This is a genomic window from Acetobacterium wieringae (assembly GCF_023700225.1).
GTDB lineage: Bacteria > Bacillota > Clostridia > Eubacteriales > Eubacteriaceae > Acetobacterium > Acetobacterium wieringae.
In genome coordinates this window covers 2,732,071-2,750,400 of record NZ_CP097897.1, presented here as the reverse complement: position 1 = coordinate 2,750,400, position 18,330 = coordinate 2,732,071, and the positions used below count along the sequence as shown (strand labels likewise).

The 18,330-nt window shown below is 43.6% G+C and carries 23 protein-coding genes, 1 tRNA gene and 2 riboswitches; of the genes, 14 read left to right on the top strand and 10 right to left on the bottom strand.

The genetic code is table 11. The features are described from left to right. Nucleotides 1-18 precede the first annotated feature (18 nt). Together proS and CHL1_RS13425 are read left to right on the top strand one after the other, a co-directional pair. Nucleotides 19-1,470, top strand: a complete 1,452-nt coding sequence (gene proS, locus CHL1_RS13430) for a proline--tRNA ligase (RefSeq protein WP_250933415.1) — start codon at nucleotides 19-21, stop codon at nucleotides 1,468-1,470. Nucleotides 1,471-1,489: 19 nt separating this feature from the next. Then, nucleotides 1,490-2,068: a hypothetical protein gene (locus CHL1_RS13425; protein WP_228882630.1), complete on the top strand. Its 579-nt coding sequence runs from the start codon at nucleotides 1,490-1,492 to the stop codon at nucleotides 2,066-2,068. A 60-nt stretch (nucleotides 2,069-2,128) separates the two neighbouring features. On the opposite strand, the gene folK is transcribed toward CHL1_RS13425, so the two are convergent. From folK to folE, 4 genes are read right to left on the bottom strand one after another with little or no spacing between them, the layout of a single operon-like run. Continuing rightward, nucleotides 2,129-2,947, bottom strand: a complete 819-nt coding sequence (gene folK / locus CHL1_RS13420) for a 2-amino-4-hydroxy-6-hydroxymethyldihydropteridine diphosphokinase (protein ID WP_250933413.1) — start codon at nucleotides 2,945-2,947, stop codon at nucleotides 2,129-2,131. Then, the gene (gene folP, locus CHL1_RS13415; protein ID WP_250933411.1) at nucleotides 2,929-3,756 is read right to left on the bottom strand and encodes a dihydropteroate synthase; all 828 of its coding nucleotides are present in this window, start codon (nucleotides 3,754-3,756) and stop codon (nucleotides 2,929-2,931) included. The genes folK and folP overlap by 19 nt, the downstream gene beginning before the upstream one ends. A 10-nt stretch (nucleotides 3,757-3,766) precedes the next feature. After that, nucleotides 3,767-4,249: an HD domain-containing protein gene (locus tag CHL1_RS13410; RefSeq protein WP_070372480.1), complete on the bottom strand. Its 483-nt coding sequence runs from the start codon at nucleotides 4,247-4,249 to the stop codon at nucleotides 3,767-3,769. A gap of 10 nt (nucleotides 4,250-4,259) precedes the next feature. Next, the gene (folE, locus tag CHL1_RS13405) at nucleotides 4,260-4,817 is read right to left on the bottom strand and encodes a GTP cyclohydrolase I FolE (protein WP_175440967.1); all 558 of its coding nucleotides are present in this window, start codon (nucleotides 4,815-4,817) and stop codon (nucleotides 4,260-4,262) included. Between the two features lie 138 nt (nucleotides 4,818-4,955). After that, nucleotides 4,956-5,048, bottom strand: a riboswitch (THF riboswitch). Between the two features lie 366 nt (nucleotides 5,049-5,414). On the opposite strand from folE, the gene CHL1_RS13400 reads away from it, so the two are divergent. From CHL1_RS13400 to CHL1_RS13365, 8 genes are all read left to right on the top strand, one after another. Beyond that, complete coding sequence (locus tag CHL1_RS13400) at nucleotides 5,415-5,717, top strand: MoaD-like domain-containing protein (protein ID WP_070372482.1); 303 nt, start codon at nucleotides 5,415-5,417, stop codon at nucleotides 5,715-5,717. Nucleotides 5,718-5,719: 2 nt separating this feature from the next. Continuing rightward, a complete protein-coding gene (locus CHL1_RS13395) occupies nucleotides 5,720-6,634 on the top strand; it encodes a hypothetical protein (RefSeq protein ID WP_250933409.1) in 915 nt (304 codons plus the stop codon). Continuing rightward, nucleotides 6,631-7,014: a hypothetical protein gene (locus CHL1_RS13390; protein ID WP_250933407.1), complete on the top strand. Its 384-nt coding sequence runs from the start codon at nucleotides 6,631-6,633 to the stop codon at nucleotides 7,012-7,014. Before CHL1_RS13395 ends, CHL1_RS13390 begins: the two co-directional genes overlap by 4 nt. 5 nt (nucleotides 7,015-7,019) lie before the next feature. Beyond that, the gene (locus tag CHL1_RS13385; RefSeq protein WP_228882641.1) at nucleotides 7,020-7,739 is read left to right on the top strand and encodes a hypothetical protein; all 720 of its coding nucleotides are present in this window, start codon (nucleotides 7,020-7,022) and stop codon (nucleotides 7,737-7,739) included. Between the two features lie 491 nt (nucleotides 7,740-8,230). After that, nucleotides 8,231-8,941: a CoA transferase subunit A gene (locus CHL1_RS13380; protein WP_148636707.1), complete on the top strand. Its 711-nt coding sequence runs from the start codon at nucleotides 8,231-8,233 to the stop codon at nucleotides 8,939-8,941. 11 nt (nucleotides 8,942-8,952) lie between these two features. Further along, complete coding sequence (locus CHL1_RS13375; RefSeq protein WP_250933405.1) at nucleotides 8,953-9,606, top strand: 3-oxoacid CoA-transferase subunit B; 654 nt, start codon at nucleotides 8,953-8,955, stop codon at nucleotides 9,604-9,606. Nucleotides 9,607-9,627: 21 nt separating this feature from the next. Beyond that, a complete protein-coding gene (locus CHL1_RS13370) occupies nucleotides 9,628-10,203 on the top strand; it encodes an MFS transporter (protein ID WP_250933404.1) in 576 nt (191 codons plus the stop codon). After that, a complete protein-coding gene (locus CHL1_RS13365) occupies nucleotides 10,172-10,867 on the top strand; it encodes an MFS transporter (RefSeq protein WP_250933402.1) in 696 nt (231 codons plus the stop codon). Before CHL1_RS13370 ends, CHL1_RS13365 begins: the two co-directional genes overlap by 32 nt. Before the next feature lie 41 nt (nucleotides 10,868-10,908). Here the strand turns inward: CHL1_RS13365 and CHL1_RS13360 are convergent, their stop codons facing one another. Next, nucleotides 10,909-11,442, bottom strand: coding sequence for a M48 family metallopeptidase (locus CHL1_RS13360; protein WP_070372488.1), 534 nt, complete (start codon nucleotides 11,440-11,442; stop codon nucleotides 10,909-10,911). 235 nt (nucleotides 11,443-11,677) lie between these two features. On the opposite strand from CHL1_RS13360, the gene thyX reads away from it, so the two are divergent. After that, nucleotides 11,678-12,448, top strand: a complete 771-nt coding sequence (thyX, locus tag CHL1_RS13355; protein ID WP_228882642.1) for an FAD-dependent thymidylate synthase — start codon at nucleotides 11,678-11,680, stop codon at nucleotides 12,446-12,448. A 62-nt stretch (nucleotides 12,449-12,510) separates the two neighbouring features. Then, entirely contained in the window at nucleotides 12,511-13,374 is an 864-nt protein-coding gene (locus CHL1_RS13350; RefSeq protein WP_250933400.1) for a hypothetical protein, read from the top strand. A gap of 28 nt (nucleotides 13,375-13,402) precedes the next feature. On the opposite strand, the gene CHL1_RS13345 is transcribed toward CHL1_RS13350, so the two are convergent. The 5 genes from CHL1_RS13345 to CHL1_RS13325 form a co-directional block, all read right to left on the bottom strand. Further along, a complete protein-coding gene (locus tag CHL1_RS13345) occupies nucleotides 13,403-13,882 on the bottom strand; it encodes an S-ribosylhomocysteine lyase (protein WP_250933398.1) in 480 nt (159 codons plus the stop codon). 2 nt (nucleotides 13,883-13,884) lie between these two features. After that, nucleotides 13,885-14,421 (bottom strand): Holliday junction resolvase RecU, encoded by a 537-nt coding sequence (locus CHL1_RS13340; RefSeq protein WP_070372492.1) that lies wholly within the window; start codon nucleotides 14,419-14,421, stop codon nucleotides 13,885-13,887. Between the two features lie 2 nt (nucleotides 14,422-14,423). Then, entirely contained in the window at nucleotides 14,424-15,401 is a 978-nt protein-coding gene (locus tag CHL1_RS13335; RefSeq protein WP_250933396.1) for an RluA family pseudouridine synthase, read from the bottom strand. 197 nt (nucleotides 15,402-15,598) lie between these two features. Next, entirely contained in the window at nucleotides 15,599-16,528 is a 930-nt protein-coding gene (gene fba / locus CHL1_RS13330) for a class II fructose-1,6-bisphosphate aldolase (RefSeq protein WP_070372494.1), read from the bottom strand. Nucleotides 16,529-16,798: 270 nt separating this feature from the next. Then, a complete protein-coding gene (locus CHL1_RS13325) occupies nucleotides 16,799-17,557 on the bottom strand; it encodes a folate family ECF transporter S component (protein ID WP_070372495.1) in 759 nt (252 codons plus the stop codon). A 52-nt stretch (nucleotides 17,558-17,609) separates the two neighbouring features. Beyond that, nucleotides 17,610-17,702: riboswitch (THF riboswitch) on the bottom strand. Between the two features lie 158 nt (nucleotides 17,703-17,860). Here CHL1_RS13325 and CHL1_RS13320 point away from each other — a divergent pair. Then, nucleotides 17,861-18,196, top strand: coding sequence for a rubredoxin-like domain-containing protein (locus CHL1_RS13320; protein WP_070372496.1), 336 nt, complete (start codon nucleotides 17,861-17,863; stop codon nucleotides 18,194-18,196). A gap of 55 nt (nucleotides 18,197-18,251) precedes the next feature. Beyond that, nucleotides 18,252-18,327: transfer RNA gene (locus CHL1_RS13315), tRNA-Thr, on the top strand. The last annotated feature ends 3 nt before the right edge of the window (nucleotides 18,328-18,330 follow it).

The following is an 18,330-nucleotide window of genomic DNA, read 5'->3' as shown; positions in this document are numbered from 1 at the left end:
GTCTGAGAAAGAAGAACAATGGGAAAAAAACAGACAAATCAAGTGAAAGAAATCACCCCCATGGCGGTAGACTTCCCCCAATGGTATACAGATGTTATCTCCAAAACTGAATTGGTGGACTATTCTCCGGTAAAAGGATTTATGGTGATTCGGCCCTACGGTTATGCGATTTGGGAGCTGATCCAGGGTGCTTACGATAAACGCTTTAAAGAAACCGGTCATGAGAACATGTATTTTCCGCTTTTGATTCCAGAAAGCCTTTTAACAAAAGAAGCTGAACATGTCGAAGGATTTGCGCCGGAGGTCGCCTGGGTTACCCATGGTGGCGGCAAAGAACTGGCCGAAAAACTGGCAGTACGCCCGACATCAGAAACGATTATTTGCAGTATGTACTCAAAATGGCTTAATTCCTATCGTCAGCTGCCTTATTTGTATAATCAATGGTGTTCAGTTGTGCGTTGGGAAAAAACCACCCGACCATTCCTGCGAACCTCTGAGTTTTTATGGCAGGAGGGCCATACTCTCCATGAAACCCCGGAAGAAGCTCAGGAAGAAACCATGCAAATGCTGGGGATCTACCGGGAAATTGCCGAAAGCCACCTGGCCATGCCGATGGTCGTTGGTCGAAAAAGTGATAAGGAAAAATTTGCTGGCGCCGATGCCACCTATACCATGGAAGCATTGATGCACGATGGTCAGGCCCTGCAATCAGGCACTTCTCATAATCTCGGCCAGCATTTTACCAAGGCCTTTGAAATTACCTATCTGGATCGCAATAATGAGCAGTCTTTTCCTTTCCATACTTCCTGGGGAGTATCGACCCGCTTAATCGGTGGGATTATCATGGTTCATGGTGATGATAATGGTCTGGTTCTACCGCCTAAAATTGCCCCGATTCAGGTGGTGGTCATTCCAGTGGCCCAACATAAAGAAGGGGTATTGGATAAAGCCTGGGAAATCAGTAAAGCGCTGGGGAAAGATTTCAGAGTTAAGGTTGATGATCTGGATGGCTATTCTCCTGGCTGGAAGTTTAACCAGTGGGAAATGAAGGGTGTGCCAATTCGCCTGGAAATTGGTCCACGAGACATTGAAAATGGTCAATGTGTACTGGCCCGACGGGATACGGGTGAAAAAATTCAGGTCAGTTTGGATAATGTCAGCCAGGCTGTGGATGACTTGTTGGCCGAAATTCAGGCCAACTTGTTTAATAAAGCGCTGAAAATGCGGGAAGAAAAAACCTCCACTGCGGAAAACATTGATGAATTCAAAAAGAATTTATCAGAAAATCCGGGGTTTGTCAAAGCGATGTGGTGTGGTGAGCGAAGCTGTGAAGATCAGATAAAAGAAGAAACTGGCGCATCGATCCGTTGTATCCCATTTGAAGATGAACAGGAAGTGTTGTACGCAGGCAAATGTGTCTGTTGTGGTAAGCCGGCACAAAAAATGGCCTACTTCGCCCGAGCTTATTAGGAAGCATGAGCGTGTGAAAATGAGCAGCATTGCAATGACCAACTTGGGATTTTTCTTGAATGAAGGCGAATTTTATGAACATATCCGGATGAAAAAAGGATCAAGACGGGCCCTGCCCATTGAGCGAATTCTTGAGTCAGCAAGAAATATTCCGAAGCCAAAGGTGCTCTATCGGGTATCCGAAGCGAAAATCATTGATGCTACGCACTTCACCCTGGATGGCGTCGAATTTGTCAGTGAAGCTGGAGTGGAAAAAATTGCCAAGTCTACCTATGTTTTTCCGAATATTGTCACGGCTGGTCGGGAAATTGAGAATTATTGTCTTTCCCGGGAGAACGTTCTGGATCAGTACATTATCATGGAGCTCTGCAATTTCGCCTGCGAATTTGCCAGAGAAGCGCTGATACGTGATGTTAGGAATCGCTATGGTGTGTCGATAACGGATTGTATCTATCCGGGTGAAGATGGATTTCGTCTGGAATCGGGTAAAAAAATATTTGATTTATTTGAAAATGTCGAAGACCAAATTGGTGTTACAGTCACTGAGATGGGGCTGACCACCCCGAGTCGAACAGCCTACGCAATTTATTTTGGCTAATCAATTAAATCGATAAAACGTATAAAGAGGCCCTAAGTTATCCTTAGATGGCCTCTTTTTTTATGCATTTTTTAAATTGTTAAACAATTCGATCATTCGTATATTGAGCAAGGGATGGACGAAGTACGGCGCAATTTCAGCCATTGATTCCATTACAAAAGTTCGTTCCTGAATCCGGGGATGGGGGAGAATCACATGGGGATCATCACTGATCAGATTGTCGTAAAATAAAATATCCAGATCAATAGTCCGGGGGCCCCAGTGGATCGTTCGTTCCCGTTTAAGTTCCAGCTCGATCTCAAGCAGCCGGTTCATCAGGACAGGAGGCGGCAGGGTGGTTCTAATTTTCAACACACAGTTGAGAAAAGCATCCTGGTCGGTGTAGCCCCAGGGCTCGGTTTCGATAATTGTGGATTGGATCAGTCCTTCAATGCCAGGGGTACTTTTTATGGCAGTAATGGCTTCGCTTAGATTTAGATTGCGGTCGCCCATATTGGTGCCCAGTCCGATAAAGGCCTGGTGCCAACCACGGTTTATTTCAATGGCGACGGTATCCATCGATTTAAGGATCGGGGCCCAGGGTTTTTTAATGGTAATGCTGACATGTTTAACCATCGGGTAGTGTTTTAAAACATAGGTCGCCAGCATTTCGCCAGCGGTTTCGATCAGGTCGTAGCTTTCTTTTTTAAATTCGATCTCCAGGGCATGACAGAGTTCGCCATAATGAACGGATTTTGTCAAATCGCCGGTGAGGGCCGCCTCCTGCATATCCAGAGATAGAGTTACAGAAATCAGAAATTTCTGGCCCAGGGTTTTTTCTTCGGGGAAAACCCCGTGATAGGCAAAGACCTCAAAGTCTTTTATATAGAGTTTGTCCATGGTGCTCCTTTCAGAATACTGGCGGTCATTTGTGCCGCCCGTTTATTTTCCAGGACGTCATGAACTCGAATAATCGAGGCGCCTTTCATAATCCCGATAACCGTGGTGGCCACAGTGCCCTCCACCCGTTCGGTTACCGGCAGATCCAGGGTCAGGCCGATAAAGCCTTTGCGGGAGGTGCCCAGCAGAATCGGATAGCCCAGACTTTGCAGGTCTTCTAGGTGGTGCATTGTTTCCATGTTCTGGGCATAATCCTTGGCAAAGCCAATGCCAGGGTCGAGGATAATGGCATCCCGGGAGATACCGGCTTTCAGGGCAATGTTAATGGATTCCTGCAGATCGCGGATGATATCGCCCATCAGATGTTGGTAGGTTTGATTATTACGGTTATGCATCAGGACGCAGGGAACCTGGTATTTGGCAGTAAACTCGGCCAGGGACGGATCATATTTAAAGCCCCAGATATCATTGACCATGTCGGCACCAGCCGCTAAGGCCGCTGCCCCAACAGACCCCTTGTAGGTATCAATGGAAATGGGAATGTCAAAGCGCTGGCGGATTGCTTCGATCATTGGAACGACTCGCTCGATTTCTTCGGCATCACTGATTTGAGTATGACCGGGACGGGTCGATTCGCCGCCAAGATCAATAATATCAGCACCATCGAGGATCATTTTTTCTACCTGCCTCAGGCTGGCATCCAGGTTATTGAATTTGCCGCCGTCAGAAAATGAATCGGGGGTAACGTTTAAGATCCCCATAATGAGGACCTGATTGCTTAAGTCAAAATTTTTATTGCCAATTCGCATGAATACTCCTTTAATAAACAATGGTCAGGTTTTTCTTTTCACGTGACCAATCACATTCGGTTTCAACCGGGCAGCAAAAACAGGCCCGGGATAATTTGTCGCTTTGATAAACTAGTTTACTGAATCCCTGGGCTTTTGGATTACGATGATTAAGGATTGCCTCCAGGATCAGATTATTTTGATCGTCAGTATAATCAAGGGTTTTCAGCAGGGGAATTGCCAACTGGTGAGAGGCGATTTCATGGGGTGTTTTGTCCTGATATTGAACAAAACGACCAATGTCGTGGAGCAATGCGGTGGTATAAATCAGATCCCGGGAGAAGTTTAGTCCGGCTTCCATAGTCTTGATACTGGCAATGCGGGCGACTGATAAAAAATGGTCGATGTCATGACGACAAAACGGTCGATTGACCTCACAGGTTTCTATTTTTTTTAGATAATTCTGATAATCATTCATGTGAAAAAGGGTGTTGGTATTTTTTAACTGATCCATTAACCACGTCCTATTTGATGCTTAAAAGTTTATGGACTTCGTCTTTGAGCTCCTTGTTATGCTCAAATATACCGGCTTGCATCGCAGTAACGGTACGGGTGCCGGGACGTTTGACGCCGCGCATATTCATGCAGAGATGTTCGGCTTCAACGATAACCATGACGCCGCGGGCTTGCAGGTATTCCATAACGGCTTCACCAATTTCGGTGGTTAATACTTCCTGAAGCTGTGGTTTTTTGGCATAGACATCAACTGTTCTAACCAGTTTAGACAGCCCGGCAACTCGACCATTGGGAATATAGGCAATGTGAACCTTACCGTAAAAGGGTAACAGGTGATGTTCGCACATCGAATAAAAGGGAATGTCCCGTTCAATGACAATATCATCTGATTTTACGGCAAAGGTTTTGGCCAGGTGAACTTCGGCAGTATGGCCCAGACCTGAAAAAATTTCTGCATACATCCGGGCAACCCGGGCAGGGGTTTCAACCAGGCCTTCCCGGGTGGGATCTTCGCCGATGGCTTCTAGAATCATTGTGACAGCTTCTTGGATTTTCTTTTGATCAATCATTTTTCTCCTATCGCCGAATCAACTTCAATTTGATCCGGAATGGTTTTTACTAAAACCAAATAAAAAAAGCATTACTTAAATAAAACAAAATGTTTTAAGCAATGCTTCCGCAACCCTTAATTGGTTGTTAAGGGGTCCAGCGGAAGCAACAAGATATCGCAATGAGTTCATTTCGTTTAAAGGCAACTTCCCATCCTCTAACACTTTACGCATCTTGTCTACTCTGTTATATTTAATTGGGTGTATTTTAACATGGGACGGGGCAGGTTACAAGGGTAATATAACGTATTCTTAAACGTTCTAAGTATCGATTGGCTGGAAATTTGCGGATAAAAAAATCAAAAAAAGTTGGTGAAATCAACAAAAAAGTAAAGAGAAAAAATTTAACCATTTTTTTAACAAAGTCGCTCAGTTGATGTAATCGATTGGCAATATTTTTACTTGTCGGTCACTGAAAGATGAAAGATAGTTGCGAAAGTTGACAACCGAAAGTGGAGAGAATTACGAATTACATCGTTTACTTAAGCCGGATATGGTAAAATAATTCTGCCAAATAATCAGAAAATTAAAATATAGTTAGAAATGAGTGGAACGATGACCGAATCAGATATATTAACAGCCAACGTGCCAAGTGGCGATCAATTTATTAAAAAAACGTTATATATGCGGGGGATTCCCAAATGGGAATTTGACCGTTATCTGAGAAAGAAAGCCGAAACAATTGGGAAAGATTGCTATACCGGTGCGGGCTGGCAGGTAACCTTGTCGCCAGAGCGACAGGAAAGTATTGGGGTCTGTTCACTGGTGGCAGTGGATGTTACCCTGGTGGTGGAAAAGGATCAGTTTGACGACTTTTTGCGCAGCTTTCGAAAGAACTTTCTTCGAGGTGGAGGTTGACCATGGAAGAAAAGAATTCCAAGAAGAGTTTTTATTCGCTGGATAACGCGGGTGTCCTCTACACGGCCATTGCCTCATCACGAATCACTACTGTATACCGGATGACAGTGGAATTATCAGAAGAAATACAACCAGTGACATTACAAAAAGCGCTGGAACAGATTATTCATCGGTTTCCCTATTTTCAGGTGACGTTAAAACGTGGTTTTTTCTGGTACTACTATGAACACACCGAGGCGATACCAAGGGTAGAGGAAGAAACCTATTATCCCTGTAAAACAATGCGACAGCGGCAGGGCAAGACCTTTCCCTTTCGGGTGCTCTATTATAAAAAATACCTCCATGTCGAATTTAATCACAGCATCTGTGATGGTAGCGGTGGCCTGACCTTTCTGCAAACGCTGATCATTGAGTATTTTAAGTTACTAAAGGCAATTATCCCAAAAGACCTGGGTAAAGCCATGGATATCGATACGGATGTCGACCCGGGCGAGTTTGAAGACTCCTTTAAGGTCTATTATGAAGAAAATGTACCGCCGCCGCCGGGTAGTAAAAAGGTCTTTCATTTTCCCTTTGAACTGCTGGATAAGGGGGAGTATTTGTTGCTGACAGGCTTTGTGCCGGTAGCGCCCTTATTGGATCTGGCTAAGCGTCATGGCTGTACCCTGACCCAGTTTATTCTGGCTCTTTACTTTGAAAGTATTCAGGAATATATTATGGAGCTGCCAATCAGTGAGAAAAAAAGCGGCGCCAACGGATTGCCATCAATGTACCGGTCGATTTGCGAAAGATGTTTCCTTCGATTACACTGCGAAATTTCTTTATCAGTCTTAATCCGGAGATTGATCTGGCCCTGGGCTATTATACCCGGGCGGAGATTATTGAGCAGATCAAAGGCTATATGGGTTTATATATGAATCGGAAGCATATTAACCGCTATATTTCCCGTAATGTACGCAATGAACAACTGATCTTTCTTCGGATCATTCCCCTGTGGGTAAAAAAGCTGCTGATGCCTCTTGTCTATAAACGTTATGGCGAGCGGGGCTATACCAGTGGTTTATCCAATTTGGGGGTGGTCACGGTTCCGGAAGAGCTGCGCCCCTATGTGAAGAGTTTTGAAGTCTTTCCTTCCCCCAGCGCTGAAAGCCGACTAAAGATGGTAACGGTCAGTTATGAGAATCGGCTGGCCCTGTGTTTTGGCAAAACCACTGGAGAAACGGTCATTGAAAAGATCTTTTTTGGAAAAATCAGACAGCTGGGAATTCCGGTAAAAATTGAAACGAATAAGAGGTGAGAATCATGGCCTATTGCCCAAAATGTGGTGTTGAAGTTGAAGATGATGTGAAAAACTGTCCGCTTTGCGACTTTCCCGTTCCGGATGTCAATGATGGAATTTTTTCTCAGGACAGTAAATATCCTCAGGCGATCAATACCTATGAAGAAGATCATCTGGGAAAAAAGAATCAGGCGTTTTTTTCGATTACGATTATTGCGGCCAGCATTATGGTGATTATTGGCGTCATCTATCTGGTTTATCCCTGGAATCATGTTTTGCTGAAATATATCGCCCTGGCGGATCTCAGCATTTTTGCCATTGTCTTTTTTGCCATGGGTTACCTCAAACCGAACTATAATTTTCTGGGAGCCTATATTACCGTGGTGATTACCTGCCTGTTTGTTTATATGATTGGTGGAAGCCAAACCAACTGGTTTTTAAGTTATGCCTTTCCGATTGCCACCCTGCTTTATCTGGATGTCAGCCTGTTTTGCTTTATTCTGAAACACACCCGGCATAAAAGTCAGTTCATTTTTATTCCCACCAACCTGATTCTTTTTGTGATTGTACTGGCAATCGGCATTGATGGAATTGTCAGCTTAAATGTACTGGGGGAAGTCCAATTAACCTGGTCATTGATTGTAGCGGTCTCGGGCCTTTGCATCATTGGCCTGCTCCAGACGATTTATCATCGGATTCCGGAAAAAACCCGGAGAATGCTAAAAAAGAAAATGCATGTATGATCGGTAACGGATCAGTCAATTGATGTGATTAATGTTGACTTTAATAAGTGAAAATAAAGAGTTTACCAAAAGAAGGCTGGAAAAGATAGCATCGCTATTTTATCCAGTCTTCTTCTTTTTTTGACTAAATAAGACATACATGAGTAAAATATCGTTATATAAATTGTAAAAAAATCATAAAATTTTAAACAATCGAACTAAATCTTTAAAATACTTAATAAGTCTTAATGAACAGATATTATTCAGCGAATGCTTACTTATAAGATAGTTCTTGAAGTGGATTAAAGACACTCCAAATACGAATATAAGGGTAACATTAATATCTCAAAGACACGCTTAAAATATATTGGATTTAACCCTAGAGAAATAGTATGAAAAATTCCATTTATCAGTCAAAAAAATTCTCGTTTCAATTGAGCGGTTTCGTGTTAAATTGAGGAACCATCTTAAATGATTTGGGTAATTATTACATGCAAAAGGAGGTCATTGTAATGGCAGTACAAATTACGACAGCAGAAGCCGTAAAAAAAATTGTTGATCAATCTTCTGTTATGATCGGAGGATTTTTAGGGGCTGCTGTTCCACTAAAAATGATCGATGAAATAGCAGCAGCTGGCGTTAAGGACCTGACCGTCATCAGTATTGGCGCCGGGTATCGGGGTGGCGGTGTGGATGTCGGCAAATTGGTTGTGAATCATCAGATTATCAAATACGTGACATCACATGTGGGAACTGATCCCAATTTGATCAAACAAATTGTGGGTGAAGAAGTGGAACTGGAGTTAAGCCCCATGGGCACCTTTGTGGAGCGGGTGCGCGCTGGTGGTGCCGGATTGGGTGCTGTTGTCACACCGGTGGGGATGGGAACAGAGGTCGAAGCGATGGCACAAAAAATTACCGTCGATGGAAAACCTTACCTGTTATTTAAGCCGATCCGGGCTGATGTGGCGATAATTAAAGCCTATCGGGCTGACCCTTTGGGAAATTTGCAATATCAGGGAATGAGTAATACGAATCCGATTATGGCCACGGCTGCCGACATTGTCATTGCTGAGGTGGATGAGATTGTCGAGATTGGCGAGATTGCCTGTGAACAAATTGGGACACCGGGAATCTTTGTGGACTATATTGTTCAGGGACACAGTTATGAAGCACGTAAGACGATTTATGAAAAAATGTGGATTGCCACAAATAAATTATAGGAGGTTCCAAGATGCCTAGAAATTATATAGCCAGAAGAATCGCTAAAGAATTTAAAGACGGAATGTATGTCAATTTGGGAATCGGCATTCCGACGGAATCGGCCAATTATATTCCAGAAGGAACCCGGGTGTTTCTTCAGACCGAAAATGGCGGCCTGATGTTTGGGCCTAAACCAAAACGGGGTGAAAGCAATCCGGATATTGCCAATGCTGGTGCCGAGCCGATTACCATGCTGCCTGGTGGTGCGGTATTTGATGTGGCCACCTCGTTTGCGATGATTCGCGGTGGACATATTGATATGACGGTGGTCGGGGCTCTGGAAGTTGATGAAGCCGGAAACATTGCCAGCTGGAAAATTCCCGGGAAGCTGTTAACGGGAATGGGTGGTGCCATGGATTTGCTGTATGGTTGCAAACGCGTGATTGTGGCGATGACCCATACCGACAAGCACGGCAACCCGAAAATCAGAAAAAAATGCACCCTGCCCTTAACCGCCGCTGGGGTCGTGGATATGATCATCACCGATAAGGCGGTGTTTCGGGTGGATAAAGACGGTTTGTATCTGGAAGAACTGGCACCAGGGGTTACTGTTTCTGAGATTGAGCAACTCACCGAAGGGACAATTTTAAACATCATCGAATGGGAACATATCGAAATTACTTAGAAAGATTAAAGAGGAAAGAATATGAATAACAATAAAAAATGGTTGATCCTGGCTGTCAGCATTGTGATCAACTTGTGCATTGGCTTTGCTTACGCCTGGAGTGTTTTCTCAAAACCGTTACAGGTCGATTTTGGCTGGACGCCCTCCCAGGCATCAATGGCCTTTACCATCAACTTATTTGTTTTGCCGATTGCAATGATTTTTGCCGGGCCGCTGGTAAAACGTTTCGGGGTGCGGGTGGTCGTCTTGTTAGGTGGGGTGCTGTTCGGTTTGGGCCTTTACTTAAGTGGCATGATCACCACCGTTTATCAGATCTATATTACCTATGGCTTAATTGCCGGATCGGGAATTGGACTGATCTACTCCATTACCGTTTCCAATACCGTTAAATGGTTTCCGGAACACAAAGGATTGGCTGGGGGCCTGACAGCCGGAGGTTTTGGTGCCGGTTCGCTGATTTTTGCTCCGGTGGCGGTACAGTTTATTGCCGCCCAAGGCGTGTTGGGGGCCTTCCAGACCTTGGGTTTGATCTTTGCCGGAGTGATCCTGGTGTTGGGGATCTTTATTGCCGCCTCCGCCAGTATCGGATATCGATAACAAGGCGACCACTGCGGCAGCAAATCAGAGTAGTGGTGATGTCACCACCCGGGATATGTTAAAAACGGTTGATTTTTATGTGATTTGGGGATTGATGGTGCTGGGCTGTATCTCCGGATTAATGATTATCAGTCAGGCGTCACCGATTGGCCAGGTGATGGTTGGCTTATCGCCTGAACAGGCGGCTTTTGCGGTTGGCTTTATCGGCTTGGCAAATGCCACCGGACGGGTTGTCTGGGGAACCATTTCGGACAAAATTGGACGCTACAATACCCTGATGTGTATGTTTGCTTTAAGTGGTGCTGGCTTGGTGGCCTTGTATTTTACCAAAGACTTACCGCTTTTTATGGTAGGGATCTGTTTGATAGCAGCCAGCTATGGCGGTGTCTTCGGATTATTCCCGTCGATTACGGCTGATAACTTTGGGATCAAAAACTTGAGTATGAACTATGGGGTGGTCATGACCGGCCTATCAATCGGGGCCTTTATTGGACCGCAAATTGCGGCCTATGCCGTAGAAAAAAGCGGTGGTAGTTATAACCTGGCCTTTATCATCACCCTGGGCATTAATATTGCGGCTGATTATTCTGGTATTAATTGCCAAACGGATGAATGCCAAACACAAAATGATGCTGGCAACGGAGCACTAAAAATTAAAAGGTAAAAAAAACAAGATCTGTCGCACGAGACAGATCTTGTTTTGGTTTAAGTTAAGCGATATTTGCGGTTGAGCATGTCTTCCCGTTCTTTCCAGTCCGACATCAGTGTGCCCAGGGCCCCGTAGAAGGAAAGATTATGATTGGGAAAACGGAAGTGAAGCATCTCGTGGAGAGCAATGTATTCAATACATTCCTTGGGGGTCTTAATCAGCTCCAGATTCAGGATCACCCGCTGACTTTTAGGTGAACAGGCGCCCCAGCGGTTGTCCAGCCGATAGATTTTCAGGTCGGGAAAACGGATTTGATAGGGCGCCGCTTTGATGATGGCAGCGGCCATGGCCTCGACAAAAATTTCCCGGGCCTGCTCCCGGTACCACATATCCAGAACAAATTCTTTATGGGAAAGGGACGAAACATCCTGGACATTAAGAACCATGTTATAGTTGTTGATCACCACTCCGGTGGTGGGGGATTCTTCAATCATCAGGCGATAATAATCACCCAGAAATTTATGTTTTTCACCAGTTTTGTACTGATAATTTTTCAATAATTCAGGGACGGTATCAAGATTGCCAAACATAGGGGTACCTCCATCTTCTGGTTGAACAATTCATTTTGACAATTATATCCAAGAAGCAGCTAAATCTGAATAGAAATAGTTGTCACCATAGGGAAAGAATTGGTGATTAACTTGCAAATTTTTAAGATGCCGTTTATGAACTGTACTTTCACTGGAAAAATGTTATAATGAGATATTATCGTTCCCAAACATGTTGAAAATAATCAGAAGTGTTTTTAAATGAAAGGAGAATCTTATGGAGACAAGATTAAGTGTAACATTGATTCAACACACCCCGGATCCTGAGAAATTAGTGGCGGCAGCGGCCAAACTATGTTATTCCAAAGCCGGTGCCGGTGAGATCATGGATGACTTGACCGATGATAATGTGGAGCGCTTCTTAACCCGTTTGATGGACATGGGCCACGCATCGCCCATCGAACATGCCAGCTTTACCTTTGCCATTGAAGGGGTTAGCCGGGCCTTAACCCATCAGTTGGTGCGCCATCGGATGGCCAGCTTCAGTCAGAAATCGCAACGCTATGTAGCTGAAGGTCAGTTTAGTTATGTGATTCCTCCGGAAATTAAAGCTCTGCCGGATGGCGAAAAGATCTTTGTGGAAGGAATGGAAAATGCTCAGAAGACCTACGACTCACTGGCCCAAAGACTTATTGAAAAATACACAATAGAGTTGATGGCAGCAGGGCTTTCAGAAAAACAGGCTGCGATGGCGGCTGAAAAGCAGGGAATCGAAGATGCCCGATTTGTTTTGCCCAATGCCTGTGAAACGAAAATTGTGACCACCATGAATACCCGGGAACTGCTGCATTTCTTTAATCAGCGTTGTTGCAATCGGGCCCAATGGGAAATTCGGGAACTGGCTACCCAAATGCTTAAAGAATGTAAAAAAGTGGCCCCCTTACTCTTTAAAAATGGCGGACCCCGCTGTGTCGAAGGCCCCTGCCCAGAAGGCAGTATGACTTGTGGCCAAATCGTTGAGGTCAGAGAAAAATTCAAACACATTTAGGACATCGATATACGTCTTGTCCAATAAAAATAAACTAAAAATTGAAAAGGTCGTGAAAAGGTATGTTGGAAATTAAAAATCCTGAAAAACAGAATATTATTATTGCTCTAATCGTCGCTGTTTTAGGGATCGCTATTATTTTTGTTCCATTTGTGATAAAAGCGGTGGTAAGCTATCAGTTTTACTTTACCTATGTAGGTGTGGTGATTATTGTTTTTTCGCTGGGTTATGCCATCTTTTTCTACCGCCGGTATCGCCAGTTTGAAGCGTTTATGGCAAAAAAAGACGAGGCGTTGGTCTGGGAATACGATGAAGCTCAATATGAGGGATTTATTGGCGAGTTAAACCAGATCCAGAAAAATTCCGAAAAGAAAAAGATCTGGGTTTTATTGGGAATCGAACTGGTTATCTCGATTTTGCTGGTAATCATGCTGTCTGAAGGATCAAAGTGGCTGGGATTTGTTTTTTTTGGATTCTTTGCTACCATGTCAGTATTGTTCACCATTGTCTTTCCGCAGAGCTTTAAATATAGGGCCCTGGTTAAACCCTATGTCACGATTATCCACGAAGACAGCGCTTATATTATGGGACGGTTTCATAAATGGACGAAAGCGCAGGCCAAGCTGAAGAATTATGACAATGGTGAAAAAATGTACAAGGTCCTGGCGATTAATTATGAAGCCTTAACCCGAAACGGCAAGCTGTTTCAGGAATGGACTGCCGTTATCCCAAATCCTGATGACAGCAAGATGATTGCGGATGCAAAAACTTGGGTTGGCAGAATCAATAAATTCACCCGACTCCATGAAAAGCAAATGAGTGAACGCAAATCAGGATCGGAAAAATTGTTTGAAAAAATGCTTGGTAAAGGCAAAAATGACAACAAAAAATTAGAAAAGGCAACAGATTCAAAAGCTCGCAAATAAAAAAAGCCCACCGGGCTTTTTTTTGGGTTTATTCTGGATAAATCATATTTTCTGGTTGGATTTTTTCAAGAATTTCAGTTAGAAACTTCCGGGCTTCATAGCGGGCCATGGGGAGATTCATATCCAGATAGTTGCCGCAATCCCGGGGTGAGGCACCGGGAATCTCGTCCTGGTAATCGGCCATAAAGGTAAATAACTTGATAATCAAGGGCATGATATCGGCTGGAGTTTGTTCGCCTTTCATCAGCAGGTAGAAGCCGGTGCGGCAGCCCATTGGTCCAAAATAGACAATTTCGTCACTGAGTACCGGGTCATTGCGCAGAAAAGTTGCGCCCAGGTGCTCCATGGCATGGAGTTCGCCGTTGTTAATGACTGGTTCGCGGTTGGGTTCTTTCATCCGGATGTCAAAGGTGGTGATGCAATGATCGCCGCAATAATCTTTTCGGGAGATATAGACTCCTCGTAGTAAATCCAGGTGGTTGATGGTGAAGCTGGCAATTTTTTTCATTGTTATTTTTCCTTTCTGGTAAGATAATGGTTAATAGCCTCCAGATAATGAAGGAGAATATTATGGTAGGGATAAATCCGCAGATTCTGGTCGAAGTCCCCGTAGGGAATCGACTTGCGACCGCTATGCTGGGCATGATCCCAATAGGTTTTTAGAATATCAAAGGGCAGCAGGAAGGTTTCGTCGCAGAATTTAAAATGGACAATCAGGAAGGACAACCCCTCCTGTTTCTCGAAGGCTTCCATAAATTCCATCTGATGCTGATGGATATTGGCAATCGGTAATCGCTTCTGGCTGGTTTCCTTAGCATCAAAGCAGACCGGAATTCCCTGGATGTTGCCCAGATAGTCGACGGTACTTTTCTCTTCAAAATAGGCCAGTTTAATGGTTCCTTTAGTAGGATCTAACTCTACTGGTTTGATGGAAGTAGGAATTTTTTGAACGACCGCCAGCCCCTGCTCCAGATAGATTTTATTGGTGATATTTAAGTTTTCCTCTAGCTGACTGCCCCGCAGCCCCCGGCTGTTCCAGTAACCCATGTTTATTGCTCCGATAGAAAGGGGTCTTTAAAGCCAAAGCGTTTTAAGGCTTTTTCAAAAACCGGTGGGAGCGGGGCGGTAAAGGTTTTATTCATGTCAGGCAGGGTGTACCGGGCGCTGTGGAGCAATTGGCTTTTTAGGCCGAATTCTTCATATAAACGGCTGTTAAGCAGACGATTGCCATATTTGGGATCGCCGACTATCGGCAAACCCATGGCTGAAAGTTGAACCCGAATCTGGTGGGAACGGCCGGTTTTTAAAATGATTTTTAACAAGGCATAGTCACCGTGACAAGCCAGAGTTTCGTAGTTCAGGACGGCCTTTTTATCGGTTGGAGCGGTTTGCTGTGTCGAGAAGGTAACAGAGTTTTTATCGCCATCTTTTTTTAAATAGCCAATAATTTCATCGGTAGCCTTGGGTTTTCCGGTTACGATGGTGAAGTAGATCTTTTCGGTGCGATCTTCCCGGATGGCACAATTGACCGCTTGAAGGGTTTTATAATTCTTGGGAACCAGGATGATTCCGGTCGTATTTTTATCCAATCGATTGGCACAGGCGGGGGTGAAGGTTAAATTGGTTTTAGGGTCATAATCACCTTTTTTTATCAGATAGCTAACGGCATGGTCAATCAGTGACGATTCCTCGGATTTATCTGGCTGAGTAAGCAGTTCAACGGGTTTATTAAGTACCAGCAGATCAGTGTTTTCAAAAATAATATCGAGTTGAGGACTGTTTTTATCTAATTTTTTTGGTGGTGTAGCAGCCCGGAAATTGGCAATGGTTTCTTCTGCGAAGTAAATCGAAACCACATCGCCAGCGGTAATTGCTGTGGATGGCTCCGATTTTTGACCATTTAGTTTGATCCGCTTTTTTCGCAGCATCTTCTGGAGAAATCCGGTGGAGGCTTGGGGCATCAGTTTTTTTAGAAAGCGATCCAGTCGCTGGTTGCTTTCGTTTTCAGTAATAACAATTGTTTTCATCGATAATCCTTAAATAGTATTTTGTGTCATTATACCATGGATGTGGCGTGAATAAATTAAGTTTCGGTTGTCGAGGTGGAAAAGTTAATTAGGCGGGCGTTTTTTTTACAAGAAATAAAAAGAGCATCTGTCCAAGTAATCAAAGTTAGCTTGCGAGATGCTCAAAAAACGGAGAAACAAGTTAAGGATAAAATAAATTATCGTTTGTGGCTGCAGTCCAGGACATTTTTTATTTTATGGGCAACCATGGCTTTGATGGCCGATCGACCCGGTCCCAAATATTGACGGGGATCGAACCAACCGGGATTTTCAACAAAAACCTGGCGGATCGAGGCGGTCATGGCCAGACGCAGATCGGTATCGATATTGATTTTACAAACGCCAGATTTCGCAGCTTTTCGCAACATATCTTCGGGAACACCCTGAGCGCCAGGAATTTGTCCACCGTATTGATTGCAAAGATTGACGAATTCTTTGGGAACCGAAGATGCCCCATGGAGTACCAAAGGAAAGCCGGGGAGCATGTCGGAAATTTTGTAAAGCCGTTCGAAATCCAGACGCGGTTCGCCCTTAAATTTGAAAGCGCCATGGCTGGTGCCAATAGTAATGGCTAACGAATCACAGCCGGTTCGTTCAACAAACTCGACCGCTTCATCGGGATCAGTATAGGTTGCATTGCGGGTATCGACGTTGACATCATCTTCAACACCAGCCAGTTTTCCCAGCTCGGCTTCAACGACAACACCATGATCATGAGCATATTCGACCACTTGTCTGGTTAAGGCAATATTTTCAGTGAAGGAGTGTTTTGAACCATCAATCATAACCGAGGTAAAACCACCATCGACACAGGCTTTGCAAATCTCGAAATCATCGCCGTGATCTAAATGGAGGCAGATATCCAAACCAGTGACTTCGACGGCTGCTTCGACCAATTTTTTAAGATAGACCGGATGGGCATATTTTCTGGCCCCTGCCGATACTTGTAAGATAAGAGGCGCTTGTTCTTCAGCAGCTGCTTCTACGATTCCCTGGATTATTTCCATATTATTAACATTAAAAGCCCCAACGGCATAGCCACCGTCATAAGCTTTTTTGAACATTTCAGTTGATGTTACTAATCCCATTTTGAAAACCTCCTAAGTGTTATCCTATTTTGCTTGTTGTTTTATATGACATTTATATTTAGCGACAGTAGTATCAGTATACTATCTTTTGTGATAATACTCAAGCGATCAGAACAAATTTGATCGGTATTTACATTTTTATCTATATGGAAATAAAGAAAAAATCAAAGCATTGCTTTGACAAAAGAAATAATAAGAAGAAGGATGTGTTCGCTGAAAGTAAAAGTAAAAGAGGCAACAGATTGTGCTGCCTCTTTTCTTATTTTGTAACTAACGTTGTTTAATGAAGCTGGGAAGGACTTTTAATAAACCAACGAGCATGATTGTATATAAGGGAATCAGGAAAATGTTGGTAATGATTCGGGCAGGAAGCAGTACAGCAACCGCCTGTCCATAAAGAATACTCAGAAACCAGGTGTTTAACAATATTGATGTGACCAATTGTGAAACACTGACGATAAACAGGATATGATCGCTACGAAATTCACTATCAAGATTTGATCTCTTTACAACAATAATGGGGAAGACCGCAAACGCGATCATTAAAGCAATAAAGAGTACAAAGACAATTGTACTGATCGGTTCACCAGCATAATAAATGGTACCATTGTCGAAACCAAAGGTGCCGGAAACAGCCAGAATAATTGTGGCCAGAACGATAAAAACCAGGTTGAACCATTCCAGATATTTTACTTCTTTTTTTCGCAACATCATAAAGAGTAAACCCGGAATCAAACCAGTCAAACCGCTGGCTAAGGTAAATCCGATAAAGAAAGGGCCGCCCGGCTTAATAATAAAGCAGAGGATATCGGAAATAAAACCTACGGCGAAACCTGCTAGCGGTCCAAACAGAATACCACTTAGCATAATTGGCAAAGCAGTGATGTTTAAACGTAATGAAGGAAAACCTCCAAGAGGGATGTATACCTCAAACAAAATCTTCAGCACGATGCTGATGGCAATGAGCAGTCCACAATTCACCATGACCCGGGTTCGGGTGGAACTACTAATAAAAGCATTACTTTTCATAAAACCTCCTTGAGTTTAAAGTAATGCTTCCGCAACCTACAATCTGCATTGTAACAGCGGAAGCGACAAGATACCGCAATGGTCACATTTCGTTTAAAGGCAACTTCCCATCCTTTAACACTTTACGCATCTTGTCTACTCTGGTATTTAATTGTTATCATTTTAACATGTAGTTAAAGGTTTACACAAGGATAAATAATTATCGTTATTTTTTAATCAAAGTGGTAATTATTGTGATTTTGGGTATATAATAGTATCAGTCAAAGAAAAACTGAAAGAAAAAAAGTAAATGGAGGGTAATAAATGAAAAAGCTATGGAAATGTGGTGTCTGCGGTTATAAGATGGAAGGCCTTGAAGCCCCGGAAAATTGTCCTAAATGTGGAGCTCCCCGGGAGCAATTTGCAGCTTTAAGTGACGAAGAGGCTAAAAAAGTATATGACTCCTATGTTACCAACGATATTCATATGGAAGTGATTGGACTGGCTGAAAAAATCGTTCATTTGTCAAGAAAGGGTGCAGAAATCAATCTGGATCCAGGATGTCTGCATATTTTTCAGAAAGCCGAAGCCGATTGTTACGTCATCAAGGAAATGTGCAAAGCAGAAATAGCCGGTCATATCTCAAAAGGTAAATGGTAAAAAAATATTGAAATGGAGCCAGGGTTTGTGTTATGATAGTGCAGTAAGTTTTACTGCTGGCGTGGCACAGATGGTAGCGCAACTGATTCGTAATCAGTAGGTCGGGGGTTCGATTCCCCCCGCTAGCTCCAGTA